Origin of the sequence: Corynebacterium mendelii, assembly GCF_017307055.1 — a bacterium.
GTDB classification, from domain to species: Bacteria; Actinomycetota; Actinomycetes; order Mycobacteriales; family Mycobacteriaceae; genus Corynebacterium; species Corynebacterium mendelii.
The window spans coordinates 269,124-289,316 of the sequence record NZ_JAFLEQ010000003.1 but is presented as its reverse complement, the minus strand read 5'-3'; the positions used below and the strand labels follow the sequence as shown (position 1 = coordinate 289,316).

The following is a 20,193-nucleotide window of genomic DNA, read 5'->3' as shown; positions in this document are numbered from 1 at the left end:
TCAACATCGAAAGCGGCACAAATATGGGCGATGCGTGCCAGGTTGGTGGCTGTCAGCACCACCTGCCCCACCAGATCCCTTGCCCGGGCGATGGCGCGGGTCACCTGGGTGTCTTCCTCGGCGAAGGAGGCGGCGAAACCGTCCGGGTCCGCTTCATAGGCCAGCCGCTGCCGCATAATTGCGGTACGGACCTCCACATCGCGGGAGGCGGCCACATCAACAGCCAGGCCGAAGCGGTCGAGCAACTGGGGGCGCAGCTCCCCTTCCTCCGGGTTCATGGTGCCCACCAGTACGAAATCGGTGGCCGAGGTGTGTGAGATTCCGTCACGTTCAATGGTGACCTGTCCGGTGGCTGCGGCATCGAGCAGCGCATCGACCAAATGGTCGGCCAACAGGTTGACCTCGTCGACGTAGAGAATCCCACCGTCGGCCTGGACCAGAAGTCCCGGCTTGTACTGGGCTTTGCCGGTTGTCAGAACCGTTTCGACGTCCAATGACCCGACAACCCGGTCTTCGGTGGCGCCGATGGGCAGCTGCACCAGCGGGGCGTCACCGAGAATCTTCTGGAAGCCGCGCACCGTGGTGGTTTTCGCGGTTCCTTTCTCCCCCCGGATGACCACACCGCCGATCCGCGGGGAAATGGCGGTCAAGATCAGGGCCAGACGCAGCTGGTCCTGGCCGACCACCGCGGAAAACGGGTAGCCGGCACTGCGCGTGCGGGAACTGGTTGTGGTGGCACCGGTATCGCTCATGGAAAAGCCCTGACCTTTACTGCTTGTGGATGGTGCGGGAAAAGAAGAAAAGTATCTGCCTGTGGAGGTGCTGTGGCAGCACCCCAGGGTGTGTCATCAACTGTACCGGCTTAGCCGTCCCACAACCTGTGCAGCCCGGGACATGGCTCGGCCGCCGGGGTTGTCTTTTTTCAACAGTTAAAGACACACACCCGGCGGCCGACAGAGTGGATGAGGAGCGAAAACGCAGTGTGCTACTTTTTGCGCCCGTGCTTGGAGTCGCTGTGGTCGGCGAGCTTGAGGATCCGCTCGGTGCGGTCCCACTGCTCGTGGAACATCTCCGGGTGAGCAGCCAGCTTCACGCCGTAGGAGGGAACCATTTCCTTGATCTTGTCGCCCCACTCAACCATGTGGTCGCCGAAGCAGCGCTCCAGCAGTTCCAGCATGGCGGCCGGGGCGATGGATGCTCCCGGGGACGCGCCGAGAATACCGGCGATCGACCCCTCGGAGTTGTTGATCAGGGCGGTACCGAATTCCAGGGAACCGAAACGGGGGCCGACAATCGGCTTGATGACCTGGACACGCTGGCCGGCGGTGACCAGCTCCCAGTCCTCGGTCTTGGCCGACGGCATGTATTCGCGCAGCGATTCCATGCGGGCTTCCTGGTCTTTGAGCACCTCTTCGATCAGGTACTTGGTCAGCCCCATTTCCTGCACACCAACCGACAGCAGCGACATGACGTTGGTCGGGCGCAGGGATTTGATCAGGTCGAACCAGGACCCGTTCTTCAAAAACTTCGGGGTCCACCCGGCGTAGGGGCCGAACAGAAGCCCGGTTTTTCCGTCAATGACGCGGGTATCCAGGTGCGGCACCGACATCGGCGGGGCGCCGACGGAGGCTTTGCCGTAGACCTTGGCGTGGTGCTGGTCGATAATCTCCTGGTTGGTGCAGCGCAGCCATTCACCGGAGACCGGGAAACCGCCGAAGCCGCGGATTTCGGGGATACCGGCTTTCTGCAGCAGGGGCAGGGCCATGCCGCCGGCCCCGACGAACACGAAGTTGGCTTTGATGACCTGCTTGTCACCGGTGTGGACGTTGGTGGCCTCCACCTTCCACTGGTCACCCGCGTGGGAGATGTTGGTGACCTCGTGGCCGTAACGGATTTCAGCGCCATTGTCCTTGGCGACATGGAGGAACTGGCGGGTCAGGGCACCGTAGTTGATGTCGGTTCCCGCTTCCGTCCAGGAAATGGCCACCGGATTCTCGTCGAAGTTGCGGCCCTTGGCCATCAGCGGCAGGAATTCGGCGAATTCGTCCCTGTCGTCGGTGAACTTCATGTCCGGGAACAGCGGGTGCTTGCGCAGCGCCTCGAAGCGTTTGCGCAGGTAGTCAATCTGGTCCCGGCCCTGGGCGAAGCTGACGTGGGGAACAGAGTGGATGAACTCATCCGGGTCCTGCAGCTGGCCGTTTTCGATGAGGAAGGACCAGAATTGGCGCGAAACCTGGAATTTCTCGTTGACCGCCAGGGCCTTCTTGGTCTGGATGCGCCCGCCGACCTCGGGCGTGTAGTTCAGCTCGCACAAAGCCGAGTGCCCGGTGCCGGCGTTGTTCCACGGCGAGGAGGATTCTTCCGCCGGGCCGTCAAGACGCTCGAGATACATCTGGGTCCAACCGGGCTCGAGCTGGTTGAGCATGGAACCGAGCGTTGCGGACATAATGCCCGCGCCGATCAGCAGGACATCGACTTCATCTGTGATTTGGGATGCAGCTTTCGAATCAGTCACGGTTAAACAAACATCTCTTTTCTTGCGTCTTCGTCAGTTCGTGGACCAGGCGGCCACCGGAACCGTCACACGGATGTCCGGTGGTACCGGCCCTATCCACCCCGTTGGGGGTGTTTTGGGTGGTCGCTTTGTACCCGGCACATTCTACGCCGGTCACCGGCTTGTCGCTTAAGATACCCGGCAATACCTTCAAACGGCTTTGCCAGCCACCCCACCACGCCCCCGTATCACATGCCGTGACACGCCCGAATACCCCCGCACGGGAGGACACACCCACCCCGCATCCCCCTCTGGCGGCGCATCAGGTATGCGGCAGCAGTCCCGGCAGCTGCCCGCACGGGACACCTGGTTCAGGCAACCGGGGAGGTCATCGCCCGGCCGGGATGTTTTCCGCCCCCGGCGCATGCGTTACTACAGTAAAACCCATGAGCGCAGACACCCCCACCCCGCCCCCCGGCACCGGCGACAACGGCTACACCGATGTCGGCTGTGTCTGGTATCCCGACGAACTGGGCCCCGACTACGAGAAGACCACCATTGAGCTGGGTCCGGATCCCAACGGGGAAGGTGATGTGGCCTGCACTCTCATCCGCTACCGTCCCGCGGGGTGGACACCGGCTGACACGGCGATGCTGCATGTCCACGGTATGACCGACTATTTTTTCCAGACCCACGCCGCCGAGTTTTTCGCCCGGCTGGGCCTTGACTACAGTGCCGTTGATTTGCGCAAATGCGGCCGCTCCCACCGGCCGGGCCAGCGTTTCCACCATTGCCTGGATTTGTCCGAGTATTTCGGCGACCTCGACGCGGCCATGGATGTGCTGCTGAGAAACCACCGCCGGGTGGTGATGTGCCCGCATTCCACCGGCGGCATTATCACCGCATTGTGGGCCGATTATCTGCGCCGCGGCATGCTGGCGGGCGACGCAGATGCCACCAGACGCCACAACGCCCTGGCCGGGGCCATCTTCAACAGCCCGTGGCTCGACATCATGGTTCCCCCGGCGGCGGAAACCGTGTCGAAAAAACTCATCACCTTCATCGGCGGCCACCGGCCGGACATGAAATTGCCCGGTTTCCGCCTGGGCACCTACTGGAAGTCCATCCATGTCTCCGCCGACGGGGAATGGGACTACAACCTCAACTTCAAACCCTTCGGTGGATTCCCCATGACCTGGGGCTGGACCAAAGCCGTGGCCGACGGGCAGAAAAAGCTGCACGACGGCGGCATCAACATGGGTGTCCCCTGCCTGGTGGTGACCTCCAGCAGATCACGTCTGTCGAAACCGTTCAGCGCCAAATCCCACCGGGCCGATGTGGTGCTCAATGTGCACCAGTGTCAAAAGTGGGCGCCGAATCTCGCCGAGGACGTCACCATCGTCTCGGTTCCCGGCGCCAAACACGATGTCTATCTTTCGGAAAAATCCGTCCGTAACCGGGCGATGGCGATCATGGCCCGGTGGCTGTTGAACCGGTCACTGGGAAACGGGGTCTCCGATTTCGACGACGACGGCAACCCCACGATGGGCCACCACCTGTCCCGGTGATCCGCCCCTGCACACCCGGCCGGATCACCGCTTGCCGCCGGGGATGGTGCTGTGCGGCGGTGAACAGACGTATGTTGGTCGGTGAGCTGACATATTGACCCCACTTGTTGAAGGGCACGGTTTTTCGCATGCATACCACCACTGATCCCGAGGTCTACGACCTGATCATCATCGGCACCGGTTCGGGTAATTCGATTCCCGGGCCTGCGTTCGAGGGCAAAAAAATCGCCATCTGCGAGAAGGGGCGTTTCGGCGGCACCTGCCTGAATGTCGGCTGCATTCCGACGAAAATGTTCGTGCTGGCAGCAGACGCTGCCAACACCGTACGCTCCGCGGAGCGGCTGGGTATTTCCGCCCATGTCGATCAGGTGGATTGGCAGGGGATAAAAAACCGGGTGTTTGCCCAACGGGTGGATCCGATTGCCCGGGGCGGTGAATCCTACCGCCGCGGCGACCAATGCCCGGACATCGATGTCTTCGACGGACAGGCCCGTTTCATCGGCCCGAAGACCATTGAGACTTCCGACGGGAACACCCCGCGCCTGATTACCGCCGAGACCATTGTCATCGCCGCCGGGGCGCGGCCGCATATTCTGCCGGTGTTCGAGCACAGCGGCATCACCTGCCACACCAACGAGACCATCATGCGTCTTGCCGAGCTGCCCGGGTCGATGGTCATTGTCGGCGGCGGGTTCATTGCGGCGGAATTCGCCCACGTGTTTTCCGCCCTCGGGGTCGATGTCACCGTCGTCAACCGCAGTAGCCGGCTGCTGCGGCACCTTGACGATGAGGTCAGTGATGCTTTCACCGCCATTGCCGCACAAAACTGGACTCTGAAACTGGGGCGCACCACCGAGAAAGCCTGGGAGGATGAGGGGGGCCGGGTGCATCTTGTGCTCGACAACGGCGAGGAAATTGCCGCCGATGTGCTGTTGTGCGCGACCGGACGCACCCCCAACGGTGACCTGCTCAACCTTGATGCCGCCGGAATCGACATGGACGGCAGGCGGGTGAAAGTCGATGAGTTCGGCCGCACTTCGGTTGCCGGGGTGTGGGCATTGGGCGATGTCTCCAGCCCGTACCAGCTCAAACATGTCGCCAATGCCGAGCAGCGGGCGGTGGTGCACAACATCACCCACCCGGATCAGATGATCCCGCTGCCGCACGAGGTGGTGCCGTCGGCGATTTTCACCCACCCGCAGATCGCCACTGTCGGTATGACCGAGAAGCAGGCCCGGGACGCCGGGTACGACATCACGGTGAAAGTGCAGAAATACGGTGATGTCGCCTACGGCTGGGCTCTGGAGGACGACACCGGTTTCGCGAAGCTGGTCGCGGACAGAAAATCCGGTCGGTTGCTGGGTGCGCACATTATCGGCCCGCAGGCATCGACTCTCATCCACGAGCTGGTTGTCGCCATGGCCCACAATATGGATATGCGCACCTTCGCCCGGGATTCCTACTGGATTCACCCGGCCCTGCCGGAGCTGACCGAAAACGCGGTCCTCGGCCTGGACTTCGACTAGCCGCCGCCCCCCGGGTCCCGTGGCTTTGTCCACGGCCGAAATGCGGGGATACAATAGCCGGTCATGACCGCCGTGAATCCCCAGCCTCCCGCCGGGACCCCGGGTATCAGACCAGGGGTCTTCTCGTCCGACTACCGGCCGCTGTCGATCGGGTTGTACACGGTGATCACCGGCTGTGCTTTCGACCAGACGGCGGTGACGGCCGTCATGCCGACAATCACCCGGGATTTCGGTGACCAGTCGGCCTATTCGGCGGCGTTCGTGCTGCCGATGAGTTTCTCCCTGGTGGCGATGGTGGTCTCCGGGATTGTGTGCACCATGCGTGGCGCCCGGACCTCCGTGTGGTGGGGCGCGGGTTTTTTGGCTGTGGGTCTGGTGCTGTCGATTGTGGCCCCCACCATGGCGGTGTTTTTGCTGTCCCGGGCGATCCAGGGGTTGGGGATCGGTTTTCTCATTGTCGCCGTCTATGCGGTGATCGCCCAGGCCTATCCCCCGGCGATCAGGACCGCGGTGTTCGCCGGTTTCGCCGCCGCCTGGCTGTTGCCGTCACTTCTCGGCCCGTCGGTGGCGGGTCTTCTGGCCGCCTATTCCACCTGGCATGCCGTGTTCGCTTTTACTCTGGCGCTGCTGGTGGCGGCTGTTGTGCTGTTGATCAAACCCCTGGTGGCGCTGGAGCCGGTCCGTGCCCGGGCACCCCGCGGGGCGGTTAACCAGATCACCGCCAGTGTGGTGGTGGCCGCGGCAGCCAGCGGATTATCCGGCACGGTGAAACTGTCCCCGGCCGTGGGTGCGGTGGTGTTTGTGCTGCTGGGAGCGGTGATTGTGCGGGGCTTGAAACCTTTGGTTCCGGCGGGTCTTTTCACCGGCCGGACCGCCACGGCCAAACTGGTCGCCACCCGCGGGATCGCCGACACCATGTTCGCCGCGGAAATCTATCTGCCGCTGATGCTGGCCCACCGTGATCATCTGGGTCCGACACTGACCGGTATCGGGTTGTCGGTCTCGGGACTGACGTGGTTTATCGGTTCCCAGGTGCAGGCGAAGCTCAGTGAGAAAACCACTCTCCCCCAGGCGGGACGGGTGTGCGCGGCCACCGGCTTCGCCGGGGTGGCGGTGATTATCGTGGCCCTGCTGGTAGGCCTGCACTGGGTGTGGTTGGTGGCCGGCTGGGGAATCTGGGCTTTCGGCATCGGGTTCCTTTACCCGCGGATGTCCAGTGAGGCTCTCGCCTACTGCCCGGCCGAGGACACCGGGTTCGTCTCCTCCGCCCTGCAGGTCACCGGGTCTGTGGCGATGACCGGCATGACCGCGGCCTGTGCGATGGTGGCACTGAGCCACACGGTTGTCGGCACCGGGTTGTCGTTTGCCCTTGTCTACGGGCTGTTCGCGGTTGTATCCCTGCCGGCGATGTGGATGCTGTGGCGCCCCGGTGTCACCGATCCGAAAGATATGCCGCCCGCCCGGGTGCACTAGGTTGTTCTTTTCTTTTCCATCCACCGCACCCCCGGTCCCGGCGGCTGAACCTGTATCTCGTGCACAATCAGAAAAGCAAACGACTGCACACGGGTCCATCACCCGCTGCCGGCGGCACGGCCCGGACACCCACCGTCCCCCCAAACCGGAAAGCACCCTGACCCCATGACTGGTTCCCCCACCCCGACAGTGTTGTTCGTGTGCGTGAAAAACGGCGGTAAATCACAGATGGCCGCCGCCCTGGCCAGACTGCGGGCAGGCGACCGGCTGAAAGTCTTGTCCGCCGGCACCCGGCCGGGGAAAACGACCAGTGCCGCGGCGGAAGAATCGGTGAAAGAACTCGGCTGCGATTTCGGCGGCGCTCATCCCACACCGGTTGATCCGGCATGGCTGGATGAAGTTGACCGGATCGTGATTATCGGCGAAGAAGCCGAACTGGATCACACCGGCCGGGCACCGGTGGAACGGTGGATCACCGATGAGCCGTCACTGCGCGGCATCGACGGCACGCAGCGTCTGCGCCTGATCCGCGACGACATTGACCGGCGGGTGACAGCACTCGTCGCCGATATCTGCGGGTCCGACTGATCCCTTCCCCCGCACCAGGACACGCGCCTCGGGGACTGCGTCTTCACCCCGCGCACCGGCGCGGTGCCGTAGCCCCCGACGGGGTGGTTTTAGCGGGTGAAGGCTTCCACATCGGCCAGGAAACGGTCCAGATCCCAGCAGGATTCCAGGGTGTCGGCGATCAGGTCGAGCTGGCGCAGACGCTCTGCGGCAAATGATGTTGTCCCCGCGGCAATGAAACCGGTTTTCCCGCGGGCGGCGGCCACCCCGCGCAGAAACTCGCGGCGGAAACAATCGTCTTCCATCAGCCCGTGCCGGTGGGTGCCGAACAGGTGGCCTCTGTGTGCCCCCTCTTGCCCGATCCACGGCTGTTCACGGCTGTCGGCCACCTGCCCGTGGTGCACCTCGTAGGCGCCATTTTTGTGGCGGATGAGGGTTTTTTGCTTGTCGAAGACAATGCGCATGTCGAAAACACCCAGGCCCGGCACCGGGTGGTCGGTTTTCGATTCGACAGGGTCACAGATGGTGGTGGCCATCATCTGGAATCCGCCGCAGATTGCCAGGGTCGGCTGGTTGGCGCGGGTCCGGCGAACCAGCGCCTGCGCCATGCCGGTGGTTTCAAGCCACGCGAGATCACTGACTGTGGCCTTGGATCCCGGTAGCACCACCAGGTCGGCGTCATCGACGGCATCGGGACTATCCACCCAGGTCACGCTCACCCCGGGTTCACAGGCCAGTGCCTCCACGTCGGTGGCATTGGATACCCGGGGAAGCCGGATCGCGGCCACCGTGAGCCGCTGGGTGCCAACCGGTGGTGTCCGCGGACCGATGGTGGTTCCGGTGACCGACTGCAGGGAATCCTCGGCATCGACCCACAGGCCGTCGATAAAGGGCAGCACGGCGACTGTTTCCACCCCGGTCAGCTGCTCGAGCTGCGCCAGTCCCGGGGCCAAAATGGTCTCGTCACCGCGGAATTTGTTGATGACGAACCCGGCAATCATGTCCCGGTCCGTCTCCGGCAAAATCCGGTGGGTGCCAAACAGGTGCGCCAGCACCCCGCCGCGGTCGATATCGCCGACCAGGTAGACAGGCATGGGTCCGTGGGCTTCAACCAGACCCATATTGGCCACATCGCTGTGCCGCAGATTAATCTCGGCGGGCGATCCGGCCCCCTCGCAAATGACGAGGTCGAAACGCTTTTCGAGGGTGTGCAGCGTATCGGCGGCCAGGGTGCGCAAATGCGAGCGGTGCCCGAAATAGCTGGTGGCGGTAACCTCCCCGGCACTCAAACCCTGCACAACCAGCTGGCTTTTCCGGTCCGAACCCGGTTTGAGCAGCACCGGATTGAAATCCACCGACGGCTCCAGCCCGCAGGCGAGCGCCTGCAGCGCCTGGGCGCGGCCGATCTCCCCGCCGGAGGGGCACACCGTCGAGTTGTTTGACATGTTCTGTGCCTTAAACGGGGCCACGTTGATCCCGCGCCTGGCGAAAGCACGGCACAGGCCCGCGACCACAACGGATTTTCCCGCATCAGAGGTGGTTCCCGCGATAAGAACTGCTGTCACCGGATCCTCGGCCCCTTTCCTTGGTCTCCCGGGTCCTGCGCACCGCGGGCCAGGGCTTGCTGTCCCCGCCCCGGCGGCAGAACTCAGTTGAAGCGGCGGTCGTGGTCGAAATCGTCGATGTCGGCGTCCGGCAGGGTGAGAATCTCGTTGCCGTCGTCGGTGATGACCAGGGTGTGTTCGAACTGGGCGGTGAATTTGCCGTCCACATTCTGCACCGTCCAGGTGTCATCCCAGATGTCGTAGTCCAGGCCGCCCAGGTTGATCATCGGCTCAACGGTCAGGGTCATACCAGGTTCCAGAACATCGCGGTAGGCCATCGAATCGTAGTGCAGCACCACCAGGCCGTTGTGGAAGGTCGGCCCCACCCCGTGCCCGGTGAAATCGGTGACGACGCTGTAGCCGAAACGGTGCGCATAGGCTTCGATCACCCGGCCGATGACGTTGATTTCCCGGCCGGGTTTGGCGGCTTTGATCCCCCGCAGGGTGGCTGTGTGGGTGCGCTCAACCAGAAGCCGGTGCTCCTCGGAGACATCGCCGGCCAAAAACGTGCGGTTGCAGTCACCGTGGACGCCGTTTTTGTAGGCGGTGACATCGATGTTGACGATATCGCCGTCCCGGATCACCGTGGTGTCGGGGATGCCGTGGCAGACGATCTCGTTGAGGGAGGTGCAGCAGGATTTGGTGAAACCGCGGTATCCGAGTGTCGACGGGTAGGCGCCGTGGTCGCACATGTATTCGTGGGCAATGCGGTCCAGCTCATCGGTGGTCACCCCGGGGGCGACCGCTTGACCTGCCAGGGCCAGGGCGTTGGCGGCGATCCGGGAGGATTCCCGCATCGCTTCGATGGTCTCCGGGGTTTGAACGAAAGGCTCCCCGTTGGCTTCATCCACTGTGTCTTTCCAGGCGTACTCGGGGCGTTCAATCGCCTTCGGCACCTTCCTGATGGGGGTGGGTTTACCGGGTGTGAGTTTTGTTCGGGTGGCGGACATGCCATTTATGGTAACCCCAAGCGGCAGCGTTCCGCCCGCCGGTGCACGCATGCCGGTACCGGACCATGGCGCCCCGGCCGATAAAAGCAGATCGGCAACGCACAAGCGGGTGGGGTTCGGGCAGTGCCAACCGGCGGCGGGGAGCCGACGGTCAGCCGAGACCCTGCTGGTCGAGCAGCTGCAGGAAGTGGTCGGTCACCGCCACCGATGATTCAGATCCGCCGCCGAACACAATCAGGGTGGCGAAAGCAATGTCGTTGCGGTAGCCGGCAAACCAGGCGTGGGAGCCGCCGGCGACCTCGGCCTCACCGGTCTTGCCGTGGATCTCACCGTCTGCCCGCATGCCGCGGGCGGTACCGGTGGCCACCACCTGCCGCATCATCTGCTGCAGCCCGGCGATGGCCTCCGGGGAGGGGGGTTCGACGTGTTCGCTGGTTAGGGTCTCATCGCCGAGGACCAGCTGCGGCAGCGGGGTGGCACCGTGCGCCGCCGTGGCGGCCACCAGGGCCATGCCGAAGGGAGAGACCAGATCCTTGCCCTGGCCGAAACCGGCTTCGGTGCGGTCGACCAGCTCCTCACCGTCCGGGACAGATCCGGTCACGGTGGGAAGTCCGGTGATCTGGTAGTCGATGCCGAGACCGAATTTTTTGCCCATGTCTTTCAGCTGCCCCGGGGCCAGCCGGGAGGAGATGTCGGCGAAACTGGTGTTGCAGGAAGCGGCGAATGCACGTTCCAGCGGCACGGAGCCGAGGGAGAACGCGTTGTAGTTGGTCACGATGCGGTGGCCGATATCCATGGTTCCCGGGCACGGCACAATCGACTGGGGGGTTAACTGCTGGTCCATCATCCCGGCGGTGGCGGTGATGATTTTAAACGTCGATCCCGGCGGGTACTGCCCGGTCAACGCCACCGGGCCATCACCGTCGGCGAGTGCTGTCTGCGCCACCGCCAGGATCGCCCCGTTGGACGGCCTGATGGCCACCAGCATGGTTTTCATCTCCGGGCGAAGGTTCACCGCATCCTGGGCAGCCTGCTGGATGCGGGGATCCAGCGACAGCCTGATGGCCGGGGCGGGCTCCGGGTCATGTTGCACGAGAGTGTCGATCACCGAGCCGTGCTCGTTGACAATGGCCACAAACCAGCCGCGGTCCCCCAGCAGATCATCGGCGACGGAATTTTTCACCCGCCCGATGATCTCCGGGGCGAACCCGGGGTCGGCGGCATCGAGAACCGCTTCCGGATTGACGATCACCCCCGGCTGGCCGGCCAGCTCATCGGCGATTGCTTTGCCCGCCAGCTCCGGGACCACCGCCACCGAATACGGGGTGGACCTGCCCGCCACCGTGGCCGCCAGCTCCCGGGTGTCAATGACCGGAATCGACGGCTCCGTTTCACGTGCCCTGTCAAAAGCCCGGGCGATCACGGCTGCCGACCCCATCACATTCGGTGCCCGGCTGGCATCAAGCAGCACCCGGTAGGCGGTGGCGGGAACCAGCACCGGTCGCCCGTCGGCGGCAATCACCGAGGCCCGTTTGGCGGCGATACCCCGCAATTCCAGATGCTGGTTCGCCCCCAGCTGCGGGTGCACAATTCTGGGCAGCCAGCGGATGGTCCACTGCCCGCCGGCATCGATCAGGGTGGCGTTGGCACTGTAGGTCACCGACCGGTTTTTCGGCAGGCTCCACTCGTAGGTGAACGTGGCCGTGGCCTGGGTGTCTGACCCGGTGACCGAATCGACCACCACAGTCAGTTCCGTGGCCTGCATACCGTCGCGGGATGCCCCGAACATCACCGGCACCCGGTCGGGCGCGTCGGTAAAGGAACCGGCCGCCGCGAAGTCGAACTGGCTCAAAGCCTGGGCGAAGGCCTGTGCCACCGGTTCCGGGCGGGCCGGTTTCGGTGTGCACCCGGCTAAAGTGCACACCAGCATCGCCAGCGACAACAGCAGCGCACCGGTTTTTCTCATGGGGCCATAAGCTAGCAGGCTTTGACGCCCGATCCGGCACACCACACCGCAGTTCCCCCGGGAATGAAACCGGTGTGACTGATGGGATGAAAAGTGGTTGGGTGCGGCCGATACCGCCGCATCCACCGACCCGCCGGGGTGCCGGCGGTGCAGGGCGCGGCGTGTTCCTCCCACCCCGGTGCAACCGGCGCTGTGGTCTCGCCCACCCGGCGGCTACTTGGTGACTTTCACTTCCGGTTTACCGGTGGGGGCACCGTCTTCTTCCATGCTTTCGGCGATCCGCATGGCTTCCTCGATCAGTGTTTCCACGATCTGGGATTCGGGTACCGTCTTGATGACCTCGCCTTTGACGAAGATCTGGCCTTTGCCGTTGCCGGAGGCCACACCCAAATCGGCGTCGCGCGCTTCACCGGGTCCGTTGACCACACAGCCCATCACGGCCACACGCAGCGGGATTTCCATGCCGTCGAGGGCTGCCGTGACTTCTTCCGCCAGGGTGTAGACATCGACCTGGGCACGGCCGCAGGAGGGGCAGGAAACGATTTCAAGCTTGCGGGGGCGCAGATTCAGCGACTGCAAAATCATGTCGCCGACCTTGACTTCCTCTTCCGGCGGAGCCGACAACGACACCCGGATGGTATCGCCGATTCCCTCGGCCAGCAGGGCGGCGAATGCCACCGACGATTTGATGGTGCCCTGGAAGGCGGGTCCGGCTTCCGTCACCCCCAGGTGCAGCGGGTAGTCGCATTGGGCGGCCAACTGCCGGTAGGCCTCCACCATGATGACGGGATCGTGGTGCTTGACCGAGATTTTGATGTCGTGGAAGTCGTACTGCTCGAACAAGGAGGCTTCCCACAGCGCGGATTCAACCAGTGCCTCCGGGGTGGCTTTGCCGTATTTGTCCATGATCCGTTTGTCCAGCGATCCGGCGTTGACGCCGATGCGGATCGGAATGTTGGCGTCTTTGGCCGCCAGGGCGACTTCTTTGACCCGTCCGTCGAATTCCTTGATGTTGCCGGGGTTGACGCGCACAGCCGCACAGCCTGCCTCAATGGCGGCGAAAATATATTTCGGCTGGAAATGGATGTCCGCGATCACCGGGATCGGCGATTTTTTGGCGATGATCGGCAGTGCCTCGGCATCAATCGGCTTCGGGCAGGCAACCCGGACAATGTCGCAGCCGGTGGCCGTCAGTTGGGCGATCTGCTGCAGCGTGGCGTTGATGTCGTGGGTTTTGGTGTTGGTCATCGACTGCACCGAAATCGGGTAGTCCGATCCGACGCCGACCTTGCCGACCATGAAGTTTTTGGTCGTGCGCCTGGGGTGCAGGACCGGCGGCGGGGCGTCCGGGATACCGAGACCGATGGGGGTGCTCACGGGAAAATCACCATACTTGCTGTCGAAAAGTGGGGCCACCGGCGGCGGTGGCAGACGGATTGCAAAAAAACAACAACCCTCCTGCTGCCGGGGTGGATCTGTGTGCGTCACCGTGCCGGGGACGTTTGTGTGCCGCGATGGTTCCTGCCGCAGCAAAAAGACAAGCAACAACCCGAAAAACAACAATCGGGAACTGACGCACTGCTGCGGCGGGCGCCGGATCGCGGATGCCGGTGGGCTGACCGGCCTGCCCAAAATCATAGAGGACTGCCCCGGCGCCCGGGTGTCTGGTCCCGGCGGCGGGTTGCCCCAGCCCCGCACACTCCCCCGGGGCAGTACCGAATCTGCAGGTGGGGGATTATTTTTAAAAAAACTTGCCCATGCGGTGGCACCGGGTTGTCTTCCCGGTCCGCCGACCCTGCCGCGCGACCGGTTGACCGGAAAAAAGACCGCCGGGCGGCGGTGCCGGGTAGCCGATCATCCCGGGGCGGGCGTGCCCGGCCCTGACTAGCCCAGGGTGATGGGGTTGACGATGTCGGCGATGATGATCAGCACACCGACCACCACCAGCACGGCGGTGACCGCCACGGTCAAGGGCACCAGTTTCATGTAGTCGGCCGGCCCGCCGGGTTGTTTGCCCCGCAGTCTGCGGAAAAAGTCCCGGATTTTCTCGTAGATGACCACCGCTATATGCCCGCCGTCCAGCGGCGGCAACGGCACCACGTTGAACAGTCCGAGGAAGAAGTTCAGCGATGCCAGCATCAGAAGGAAACTCGCCCACTGGGAGCGCTGGGCCAGTTCACCGCCGACCCGGGTGGCACCGACCACCGACATGGGGGATTCGTTGTCGCGCTCCCCGCCGATAATCGATTTGGCGACGCCGGGGATTTTCTCCGGGAAACCAGCCAGACCGTGGATGGTCTGCACAAACATGTTCCCGGCAAAAGATCCGGTCGCCGGGATGGCCTCCAGCGGGCCGAACTGCCGCCAGATATCGGGTATTTCCGAGCGCACCCCAATCGCGCCGACAGTGGTGGATTCCAGCTCCCCGGAGGAATTTTTCACCAGCCGCTCAACGGAGGCGACCGCAACATCAATGTGGAGAGTGTTTTCCCCGCGCTCAACGGTCAGATCAGCGGTCTGCCCGGGAAGCTCCCGGATACGCTCGGCCAATTCCCCGAAGTAGCGCACTTGTTGCCCGTTGACCTCGATAATCCGGTCACCGGGGATGATTCCGGCTTCCGCCGCAGGCCCGGGGCCGCTGCAAGTGGTCAAAGTCCCGTCCGGCAACTGGGAGGGCGCGGGGCAGGAGGTTTGCTCCACTGTGGCGGTGATGTCGGCATCCGGGTCCGGAAGACCGGATCCGACCGCCACCACATACAGCAGCACAATGCCGACAAGAAAGTTCATGGCGATCCCGCCGGCCAGCACCGCCACCCGCTGCCAGGCGGGTTTTTTGTACATGGCCACCGGCTTTTCCTGCTCGGTGAGTTCATCGACGGCGGTCATCCCGGCGATATCGCAGAACCCGCCCAGCGGGATGGCTTTCAGCCCGTAGGTGGTGTGCCCTTTTTCAAACGACCACACTGTCGGGCCGAAGCCGATGAAATAGCGGCGCACCCGCATACCGCACCAGCGGGCCACCGTGTAGTGCCCCCATTCGTGCAGTGCAATAGTGACACAAATCCCCAGTGCAAACAGCACCGCACCAACCGCGAATCCCACGCGCCACCACCACTTCCACACTCTCGAAAAAACTCAATTGGCCGCAGCCAGTGTAGCTGGCTGGCCCAGCCGGCCGGTGGGCCAGCCGGTGCAAGCGGCGGCCGCAGCAACCGTAAAACGACCCGCCACCTACCGGTGGCGGCCCGCGACCGGCCGGGTCCGGCGGGTGTGGAGGGGTTTTACAATCCCCGATCCAGAATCCGGTCGGCGTCCCAGCGGGCGGCAGTTTCCACGGCCAGCACCGCGTCAATGTCGCTGGCCGGACCATCGGCGTAGCTGTCGGCCACGTCCAGGGTGCGGGCGATCGTGTCGACGATATGCGGAAATTTCAGCTTCCCGGCCAGGAAGCGTTCGGCCGCCTGCTCATTGGCCGCGTTGTAGACCGCAGGCCACATTCCGCCCCGCTCAACGCACTCGGCGGCCAGGCGCACAGCCGGGAAGTTGTCGTTGTCGACCGGCTGGAAATCCCAGGAGAAAGCGGTGCTGAAATCGAGGGCGGGCTGCGCCCCGGCAATTCGGTCGGGCCAGCCCAGGGCCAGGGCGATGGGCAGTTTCATCGACGGCGGGGAGGCCTGGGCGATGGTGGCGCCGTCGGTGAAGGTGGCCATGGAGTGGATGATCGACTGCGGATGGACCACCACATCAACCCGTCCGGCGGGAACCCCAAACAACAGGCAGGCTTCGATCAGCTCCAGGCCCTTGTTGACCAGTGTCGCCGAATTCAGGGTGTTCATCTGCCCCATCGACCAGGTCGGGTGGGCGGCGGCCTGGGTGGGGGTGACATCCATCATCTGCTGTCTGCTCCAGCCGCGAAACGGCCCCCCGGAGGCGGTGAGAACCAGCCGGTCAAGCTCACCGGCTTGTCCGGATCGCAAGCACTGGGCCATGGCGGAATGCTCCGAATCAACCGGAACCAGCTGCCCGTCGGCTGCCGCATCCAGCACCAGCGACCCGCCGGCCACCAGTGATTCCTTGTTCGCCAACGCCAGCCTGGTGCCGGTGGCCAGCGCAGCAAGAGTGGCTTTCAGCCCCATCGATCCCACCAGCGCGTTGAGCACCACATCACCACCGCCGGTGACCTCCACCAGCTGGGCCGCCGCATCGGGGCCGCTGATGACTTCTCCGCCGAGGGCCGCACCGACGGTATCGGCCGCCACCGGATCGGCCACCGCCACCTCTCCGGCGGCAAGTCCCAGCGTCCGGGCCTGCCGGATCAACAGGTCGGGTTGCCCACCACCGGCCGCCAGTCCGATGACGGTGAACCTGTCCGGATTGGCGGCAATAACCTCCAGGGCCTGGGTGCCGATTGAGCCGGTCGAGCCCAAAATCACCACCGATTGTTTTTTCGCAGCATTGTCGTTTTTCACACCCCCCATTGTTCCATCCGACCCAGCCGGGTGTGCGGGAAGACCGCAGTGTCGTCTCAGGCGCCCCGATAGTTCCCCCGGCCCGGGATGACTACACCCGAATGGGGCGGGTTTGGGGGAAGAAAAGTCGTCCGAAAGGTGGAAATGACCCGCGCTACAGGCATCGTCGGAAAACCACCGGCCCGTTATCTCGCTTCCCGGCGGGCATCTGTGGAAAAATAAGGGCTGACACGCATACTGTGCCCCTGCCCAAACCAGAAACTTTCAAGCTTCCGGTTTCAGGCTGCGGCGGCAGGTGCACCGCGGCATCCGGCCGGATGGCCCATCACGGACGATTCGCCGGCGGGCTTTTCCGGTGTTTTTTTAAAAACACACACTGCCAACCAATAGACGAAACTGATCGCACACTGACCACCGGTCGCGTTCGACAAGGAGAATTCACGTGGGTTCCCACTCAAAAGAAGACCAAGCGTACAAGGGTGTTTCCACGGCGGACGAGCCGTCGGCCGCCTGGGGCTGGCACCGTATCGGCAAAGGCCCGACCACGATTGCCGCTGTCGTTTCGGCACTGTTCCTTCTGGCCATGAACTTCGGCAACCACCACGGTCACGTCGAGACCATCTACCTGACAGTGTTCGCGGTCGCTATTTTGGCCATGGTCGGACTGTGGCATGTGCACCCGCATTTCAAGACCAAGACCACCATCACCGGCCACAACAAGCCGGTCGGCCACCAGGAACCGAACTGGGCACTGGACCAGGCCACCTTCTCCGGCGCCTACGCCGAGCTGACCGATGAGGAACTCATCGCCTGGAACATCGATCCCGAGGTTCGCCGTTCCATCGGCACCGGCTCGACCAAAGCCATCTAGATCACAGACCTCTCCTTTTCCACCCGGCGGGCTGCCCCGGACATGTCTCACACCATGCCCGGGCGGCCCGCCGCCGTGGATTTCCGCTTCCCGCCGCCTTTCTTCCCGGAGTGGGTGCTGTAATTTCCCGCATCGGCCACGACCCGCACTGTGCAGCAATGCAACCGGTCACGGCCCTTACAAGGCACAACAATCAAGGCACAATGGACTCCATGATCGCTCGCCGCCACGTCTTTTCCCGCGCGCTGGCTTCCGGCACGGCGGCAGCTGTCCTGGTCCTCGGGGCTCCGGCCGCCGCCGATGGCACCACAATCCCCACTCCGGTCCAGGCCACGCCCGAAACTTTTGCCGCCCCTGCCGCCGGTGACACGGCGTCACTGGCAACGATCACGGCACCGGTGTGGAACGAGATCGGATCCGATGTCAGCGATGTCATCGGGGTGTTCTCCCGGGCGCCGGTGATCCAACCCGGCACCGTCGATCAGCCGGCGCGTTTTCTGCTTGACACCCCCGAGCTTTTCATCCGGGACCGCCATCTCGTCGACCAGTCCACCGGCAATGCGCTGCGGGTGTGGCTCAATGAAGGCGACACGCTGGTGGCATCCGCGCTGCTGGCGTCCATGCTGCACAACGAGCCGGAGTTGAACTACTCGGCCGACCAGCCGTTTTTGAGGCTGATCGCCACCACTGACACGGTGCCACCGACCAGGGCCACAAGCATTGTGCTCACCGAGTACCGGCATTCGGTGGAACCGGATGCTGACGCCGAGCCGGGAATACTCTCGGTGCAGATGCAGGCGGAGAAATCCGGCTACTACGGTCTGGGGCTGGAATGGTTCGGCCGTTTCGACCGGGAGCTTCCCGCACCGCGTCCGGTGGTTATGTCGGTTGCCGCCTATTCGTCTGTTTCCGGCTCACAGCAGGTTCCCGCCCGAAAATTCGGCGAAGAGGAATTCACCGACCGTTTCAACCGGCAGCGGCAGATGCCGCCGCAGCAGGTCACCGGCTCCCCCGATCCGCTGACCCCGGCGGTGATTGAGCCCGGCCGGATTTCCTCCGCGATTGTTCCCGGGCAGACCCTCTACTATTCGGTTCCCGCCGACTACGGACAGTCGGTGGGGGTGCGCATCGAAGCGGCGGCCGCGGCCGGTGAGCCGGTCAAAATGTTGTCGGCGGCGGTGGCTGACCCGCTGTGGCAGTTCAGCCGCGACAACTGGTCACGGCAGGTCGGGGACCGCTCTGTTTCGGGGCCGGTGGACGGCGGGATATGGACCATGCCGTATTCGATATCACCCAAAACCCGCATGCCCGGCAGTCAGCTGGTGGCTATCCGCCTGGGACGAAACCCCGCCGAGGGACAGCTGCCGTCTGCTGATCCGCAGCCGGTTGCGTTCGAGTTTTCCGTGGCTGTTGTCGGCCAACCGATCGAAGCCCGGGTGATCTATCAGCCGGTAGGCGAACCAGCCGACACGCCGCCCGCCGATGAACCGGACACCGCCGATGAGCCGTCCGCGCCGGTACAGCCAAAGCTGCGCCCGGATCTGCCGCTGCTGTTGACCGGGCTTGTTTTCCTCGCCGCCGTGGCCATTGTTCTGGTGCGCACCCGCCGAAAACACCCGCAGCCCGCGCCGGTGGTTGCCGACGATGACGGCCGGTGGGAGAAAACCCTTCCCGACAGTGTCGTGACCTGGCGGCGGCTTACCGATGATGACGGTTCCACAGTCGGCGACAGCAGCAACACATCAAAGCCCTAAAACCGTCAGGTGTGTCTGCCAGACCGCCTGAACTTTGGTTCCCCGCCAGCCGCAGCGGTGGCAGAACGCGTCGGCGGACACCCCGCACACCCGGTGGTGGTTTATCGTGTGTTTTTTTAGTTTCCCTCCCCCGGGAAACGGTGTTGCGCGGGCAGCCCGCGCGCATGTGGGACACAACGCCACTGCTGTGGCACCCGCGGGCACAGCTTCCGTCGGTGCGGATGTCTTTATTCCATTCCATCCTCATCCCACCGGCTGTCCCGGCCGACTGCCGGGGTGGATTGTCCCGATGAACGCGCCGGCCCCCGCCGACTCGGGTGGGGGCCGGCGGGGGCCGGAAGATACCGGTCGGGACATGATTGTCCGGTTAAATCGCGGACATGTCGGCGTCGCGGGTTTCTTTCATCATGACGACCGCCGCCAACGACAGCAGGGTAACCACCAGCAGGTACCAGCCAACCGCCTGCACCCCGTGGTTGGCCAGCAACCAGGTGGCGATGAACGGGGCAATGGCGGCACCCAGGATCGACGACGCATTGTAGGCGATCCCGGAACCGGTGTAGCGGACACTGGTGGGAAACATTTCCGGCAAAACAGCTGACATGGGTCCGAATACCAGGCCCATGATCGCCATACCGACGCACAAAAAGACCAGCACAGTGAATTTATTGGCGTGCGGACCACCGAGAAGAGTGTTGAAACTGAAGGCGAAACCAACCATGAGCAGGGAGACGCCGATCAAAATGCTTCGCCGGCCGTAACGGTCAGCCAGTGTCGCGGCCACCGGAATGAAAGCCAGGAAAAGAAAGATTGACACCATTTGCAGTTCAAGGAATTCCATGTACGGTATCGACAGTCCCATTCCTGTCTCGGCACTGCCGATGCCGTAGGACAGCACCCAGGTGGTGATCAGGAAGAACAGGGTGTAGCAGCTCATCATCACCACCGTGC

The 20,193-nt window shown here is 63.7% G+C and carries 15 protein-coding genes; 6 read left to right on the top strand and 9 right to left on the bottom strand.

Annotation, left to right across the window (positions count from 1 at the left end):
• Together JZY06_RS12105 and mqo are read right to left on the bottom strand one after the other, a co-directional pair.
• On the bottom strand, positions 1–752 hold a 752-nt coding region (locus JZY06_RS12105; RefSeq protein WP_242516423.1), incomplete at its 3' end, for an ATP-binding protein.
• Positions 753–985: 233 nt separating this feature from the next.
• Complete coding sequence (gene mqo, locus JZY06_RS01155) at positions 986–2,515, bottom strand: malate dehydrogenase (quinone) (RefSeq protein ID WP_207117705.1); 1,530 nt, start codon at positions 2,513–2,515, stop codon at positions 986–988.
• Positions 2,516–2,940: 425 nt separating this feature from the next.
• Between mqo and JZY06_RS01150 the strand changes: the two genes are divergently transcribed.
• The 4 genes from JZY06_RS01150 to JZY06_RS01135 all read left to right on the top strand — a co-directional run bounded on the left by JZY06_RS01150 (position 2,941) and on the right by JZY06_RS01135 (position 7,649).
• The gene (locus JZY06_RS01150; RefSeq protein ID WP_207117703.1) at positions 2,941–4,062 is read left to right on the top strand and encodes an alpha/beta hydrolase; all 1,122 of its coding nucleotides are present in this window, start codon (positions 2,941–2,943) and stop codon (positions 4,060–4,062) included.
• A 128-nt stretch (positions 4,063–4,190) separates the two neighbouring features.
• Positions 4,191–5,588 carry a mycothione reductase gene (gene mtr, locus JZY06_RS01145; protein ID WP_207117701.1) on the top strand — a complete coding sequence of 466 codons (1,398 nt, stop codon included), beginning with the start codon at positions 4,191–4,193 and terminating at the stop codon, positions 5,586–5,588.
• Between the two features lie 63 nt (positions 5,589–5,651).
• The gene (locus JZY06_RS01140) at positions 5,652–7,061 is read left to right on the top strand and encodes an MFS transporter (RefSeq protein ID WP_207117699.1); all 1,410 of its coding nucleotides are present in this window, start codon (positions 5,652–5,654) and stop codon (positions 7,059–7,061) included.
• Between the two features lie 165 nt (positions 7,062–7,226).
• Positions 7,227–7,649, top strand: a complete 423-nt coding sequence (locus tag JZY06_RS01135; RefSeq protein WP_207117697.1) for an arsenate-mycothiol transferase ArsC — start codon at positions 7,227–7,229, stop codon at positions 7,647–7,649.
• A gap of 89 nt (positions 7,650–7,738) precedes the next feature.
• Here JZY06_RS01135 and JZY06_RS01130 read toward each other — a convergent pair whose 3' ends face one another.
• The 6 genes from JZY06_RS01130 to dxr form a co-directional block, all read right to left on the bottom strand.
• The gene (locus JZY06_RS01130) at positions 7,739–9,193 is read right to left on the bottom strand and encodes a cobyric acid synthase (RefSeq protein WP_207117695.1); all 1,455 of its coding nucleotides are present in this window, start codon (positions 9,191–9,193) and stop codon (positions 7,739–7,741) included.
• Between the two features lie 83 nt (positions 9,194–9,276).
• Positions 9,277–10,182, bottom strand: a complete 906-nt coding sequence (gene map, locus JZY06_RS01125; protein WP_207117693.1) for a type I methionyl aminopeptidase — start codon at positions 10,180–10,182, stop codon at positions 9,277–9,279.
• Between the two features lie 151 nt (positions 10,183–10,333).
• A complete protein-coding gene (locus JZY06_RS01120) occupies positions 10,334–12,148 on the bottom strand; it encodes a penicillin-binding transpeptidase domain-containing protein (protein ID WP_207117691.1) in 1,815 nt (604 codons plus the stop codon).
• Positions 12,149–12,361: 213 nt separating this feature from the next.
• Positions 12,362–13,525, bottom strand: coding sequence for a flavodoxin-dependent (E)-4-hydroxy-3-methylbut-2-enyl-diphosphate synthase (ispG, locus tag JZY06_RS01115; protein ID WP_207117689.1), 1,164 nt, complete (start codon positions 13,523–13,525; stop codon positions 12,362–12,364).
• A 507-nt stretch (positions 13,526–14,032) separates the two neighbouring features.
• Positions 14,033–15,250, bottom strand: coding sequence for a M50 family metallopeptidase (locus tag JZY06_RS01110; RefSeq protein ID WP_207117687.1), 1,218 nt, complete (start codon positions 15,248–15,250; stop codon positions 14,033–14,035).
• 179 nt (positions 15,251–15,429) lie between these two features.
• Positions 15,430–16,626, bottom strand: coding sequence for a 1-deoxy-D-xylulose-5-phosphate reductoisomerase (gene dxr / locus JZY06_RS01105; protein WP_207117685.1), 1,197 nt, complete (start codon positions 16,624–16,626; stop codon positions 15,430–15,432).
• 433 nt (positions 16,627–17,059) lie between these two features.
• On the opposite strand from dxr, the gene JZY06_RS01100 reads away from it, so the two are divergent.
• The gene (locus JZY06_RS01100) at positions 17,060–17,488 is read left to right on the top strand and encodes a DUF2631 domain-containing protein (RefSeq protein WP_207117683.1); all 429 of its coding nucleotides are present in this window, start codon (positions 17,060–17,062) and stop codon (positions 17,486–17,488) included.
• A 212-nt stretch (positions 17,489–17,700) separates the two neighbouring features.
• Positions 17,701–19,242 (top strand): hypothetical protein, encoded by a 1,542-nt coding sequence (locus JZY06_RS01095; RefSeq protein ID WP_207117681.1) that lies wholly within the window; start codon positions 17,701–17,703, stop codon positions 19,240–19,242.
• A 367-nt stretch (positions 19,243–19,609) separates the two neighbouring features.
• Here the strand turns inward: JZY06_RS01095 and JZY06_RS12100 are convergent.
• Positions 19,610–20,193 (bottom strand): MFS transporter (locus JZY06_RS12100; protein ID WP_242516422.1); only part of this gene is annotated, 584 nt, incomplete at its 5' end.

Excerpts from the sequence above, each read along its gene's own strand:
- JZY06_RS01095 (WP_207117681.1), top strand. The coding sequence starts at position 17,701 with ATGATCGCTCGCCGCCACGTCTTTTCCCGCGCGCTGGCTTCCGGCACG.
- JZY06_RS01120 (WP_207117691.1), bottom strand. The coding sequence starts at position 12,148 with ATGAGAAAAACCGGTGCGCTGCTGTTGTCGCTGGCGATGCTGGTGTGC.
- dxr (WP_207117685.1), bottom strand. The coding sequence starts at position 16,626 with ATGGGGGGTGTGAAAAACGACAATGCTGCGAAAAAACAATCGGTGGTG.
- JZY06_RS01135 (WP_207117697.1), top strand. The coding sequence starts at position 7,227 with ATGACTGGTTCCCCCACCCCGACAGTGTTGTTCGTGTGCGTGAAAAAC.
- map (WP_207117693.1), bottom strand. The coding sequence starts at position 10,182 with ATGTCCGCCACCCGAACAAAACTCACACCCGGTAAACCCACCCCCATC.
- JZY06_RS01150 (WP_207117703.1), top strand. The coding sequence starts at position 2,941 with ATGAGCGCAGACACCCCCACCCCGCCCCCCGGCACCGGCGACAACGGC.
- mtr (WP_207117701.1), top strand. The coding sequence starts at position 4,191 with ATGCATACCACCACTGATCCCGAGGTCTACGACCTGATCATCATCGGC.
- JZY06_RS01140 (WP_207117699.1), top strand. The coding sequence starts at position 5,652 with ATGACCGCCGTGAATCCCCAGCCTCCCGCCGGGACCCCGGGTATCAGA.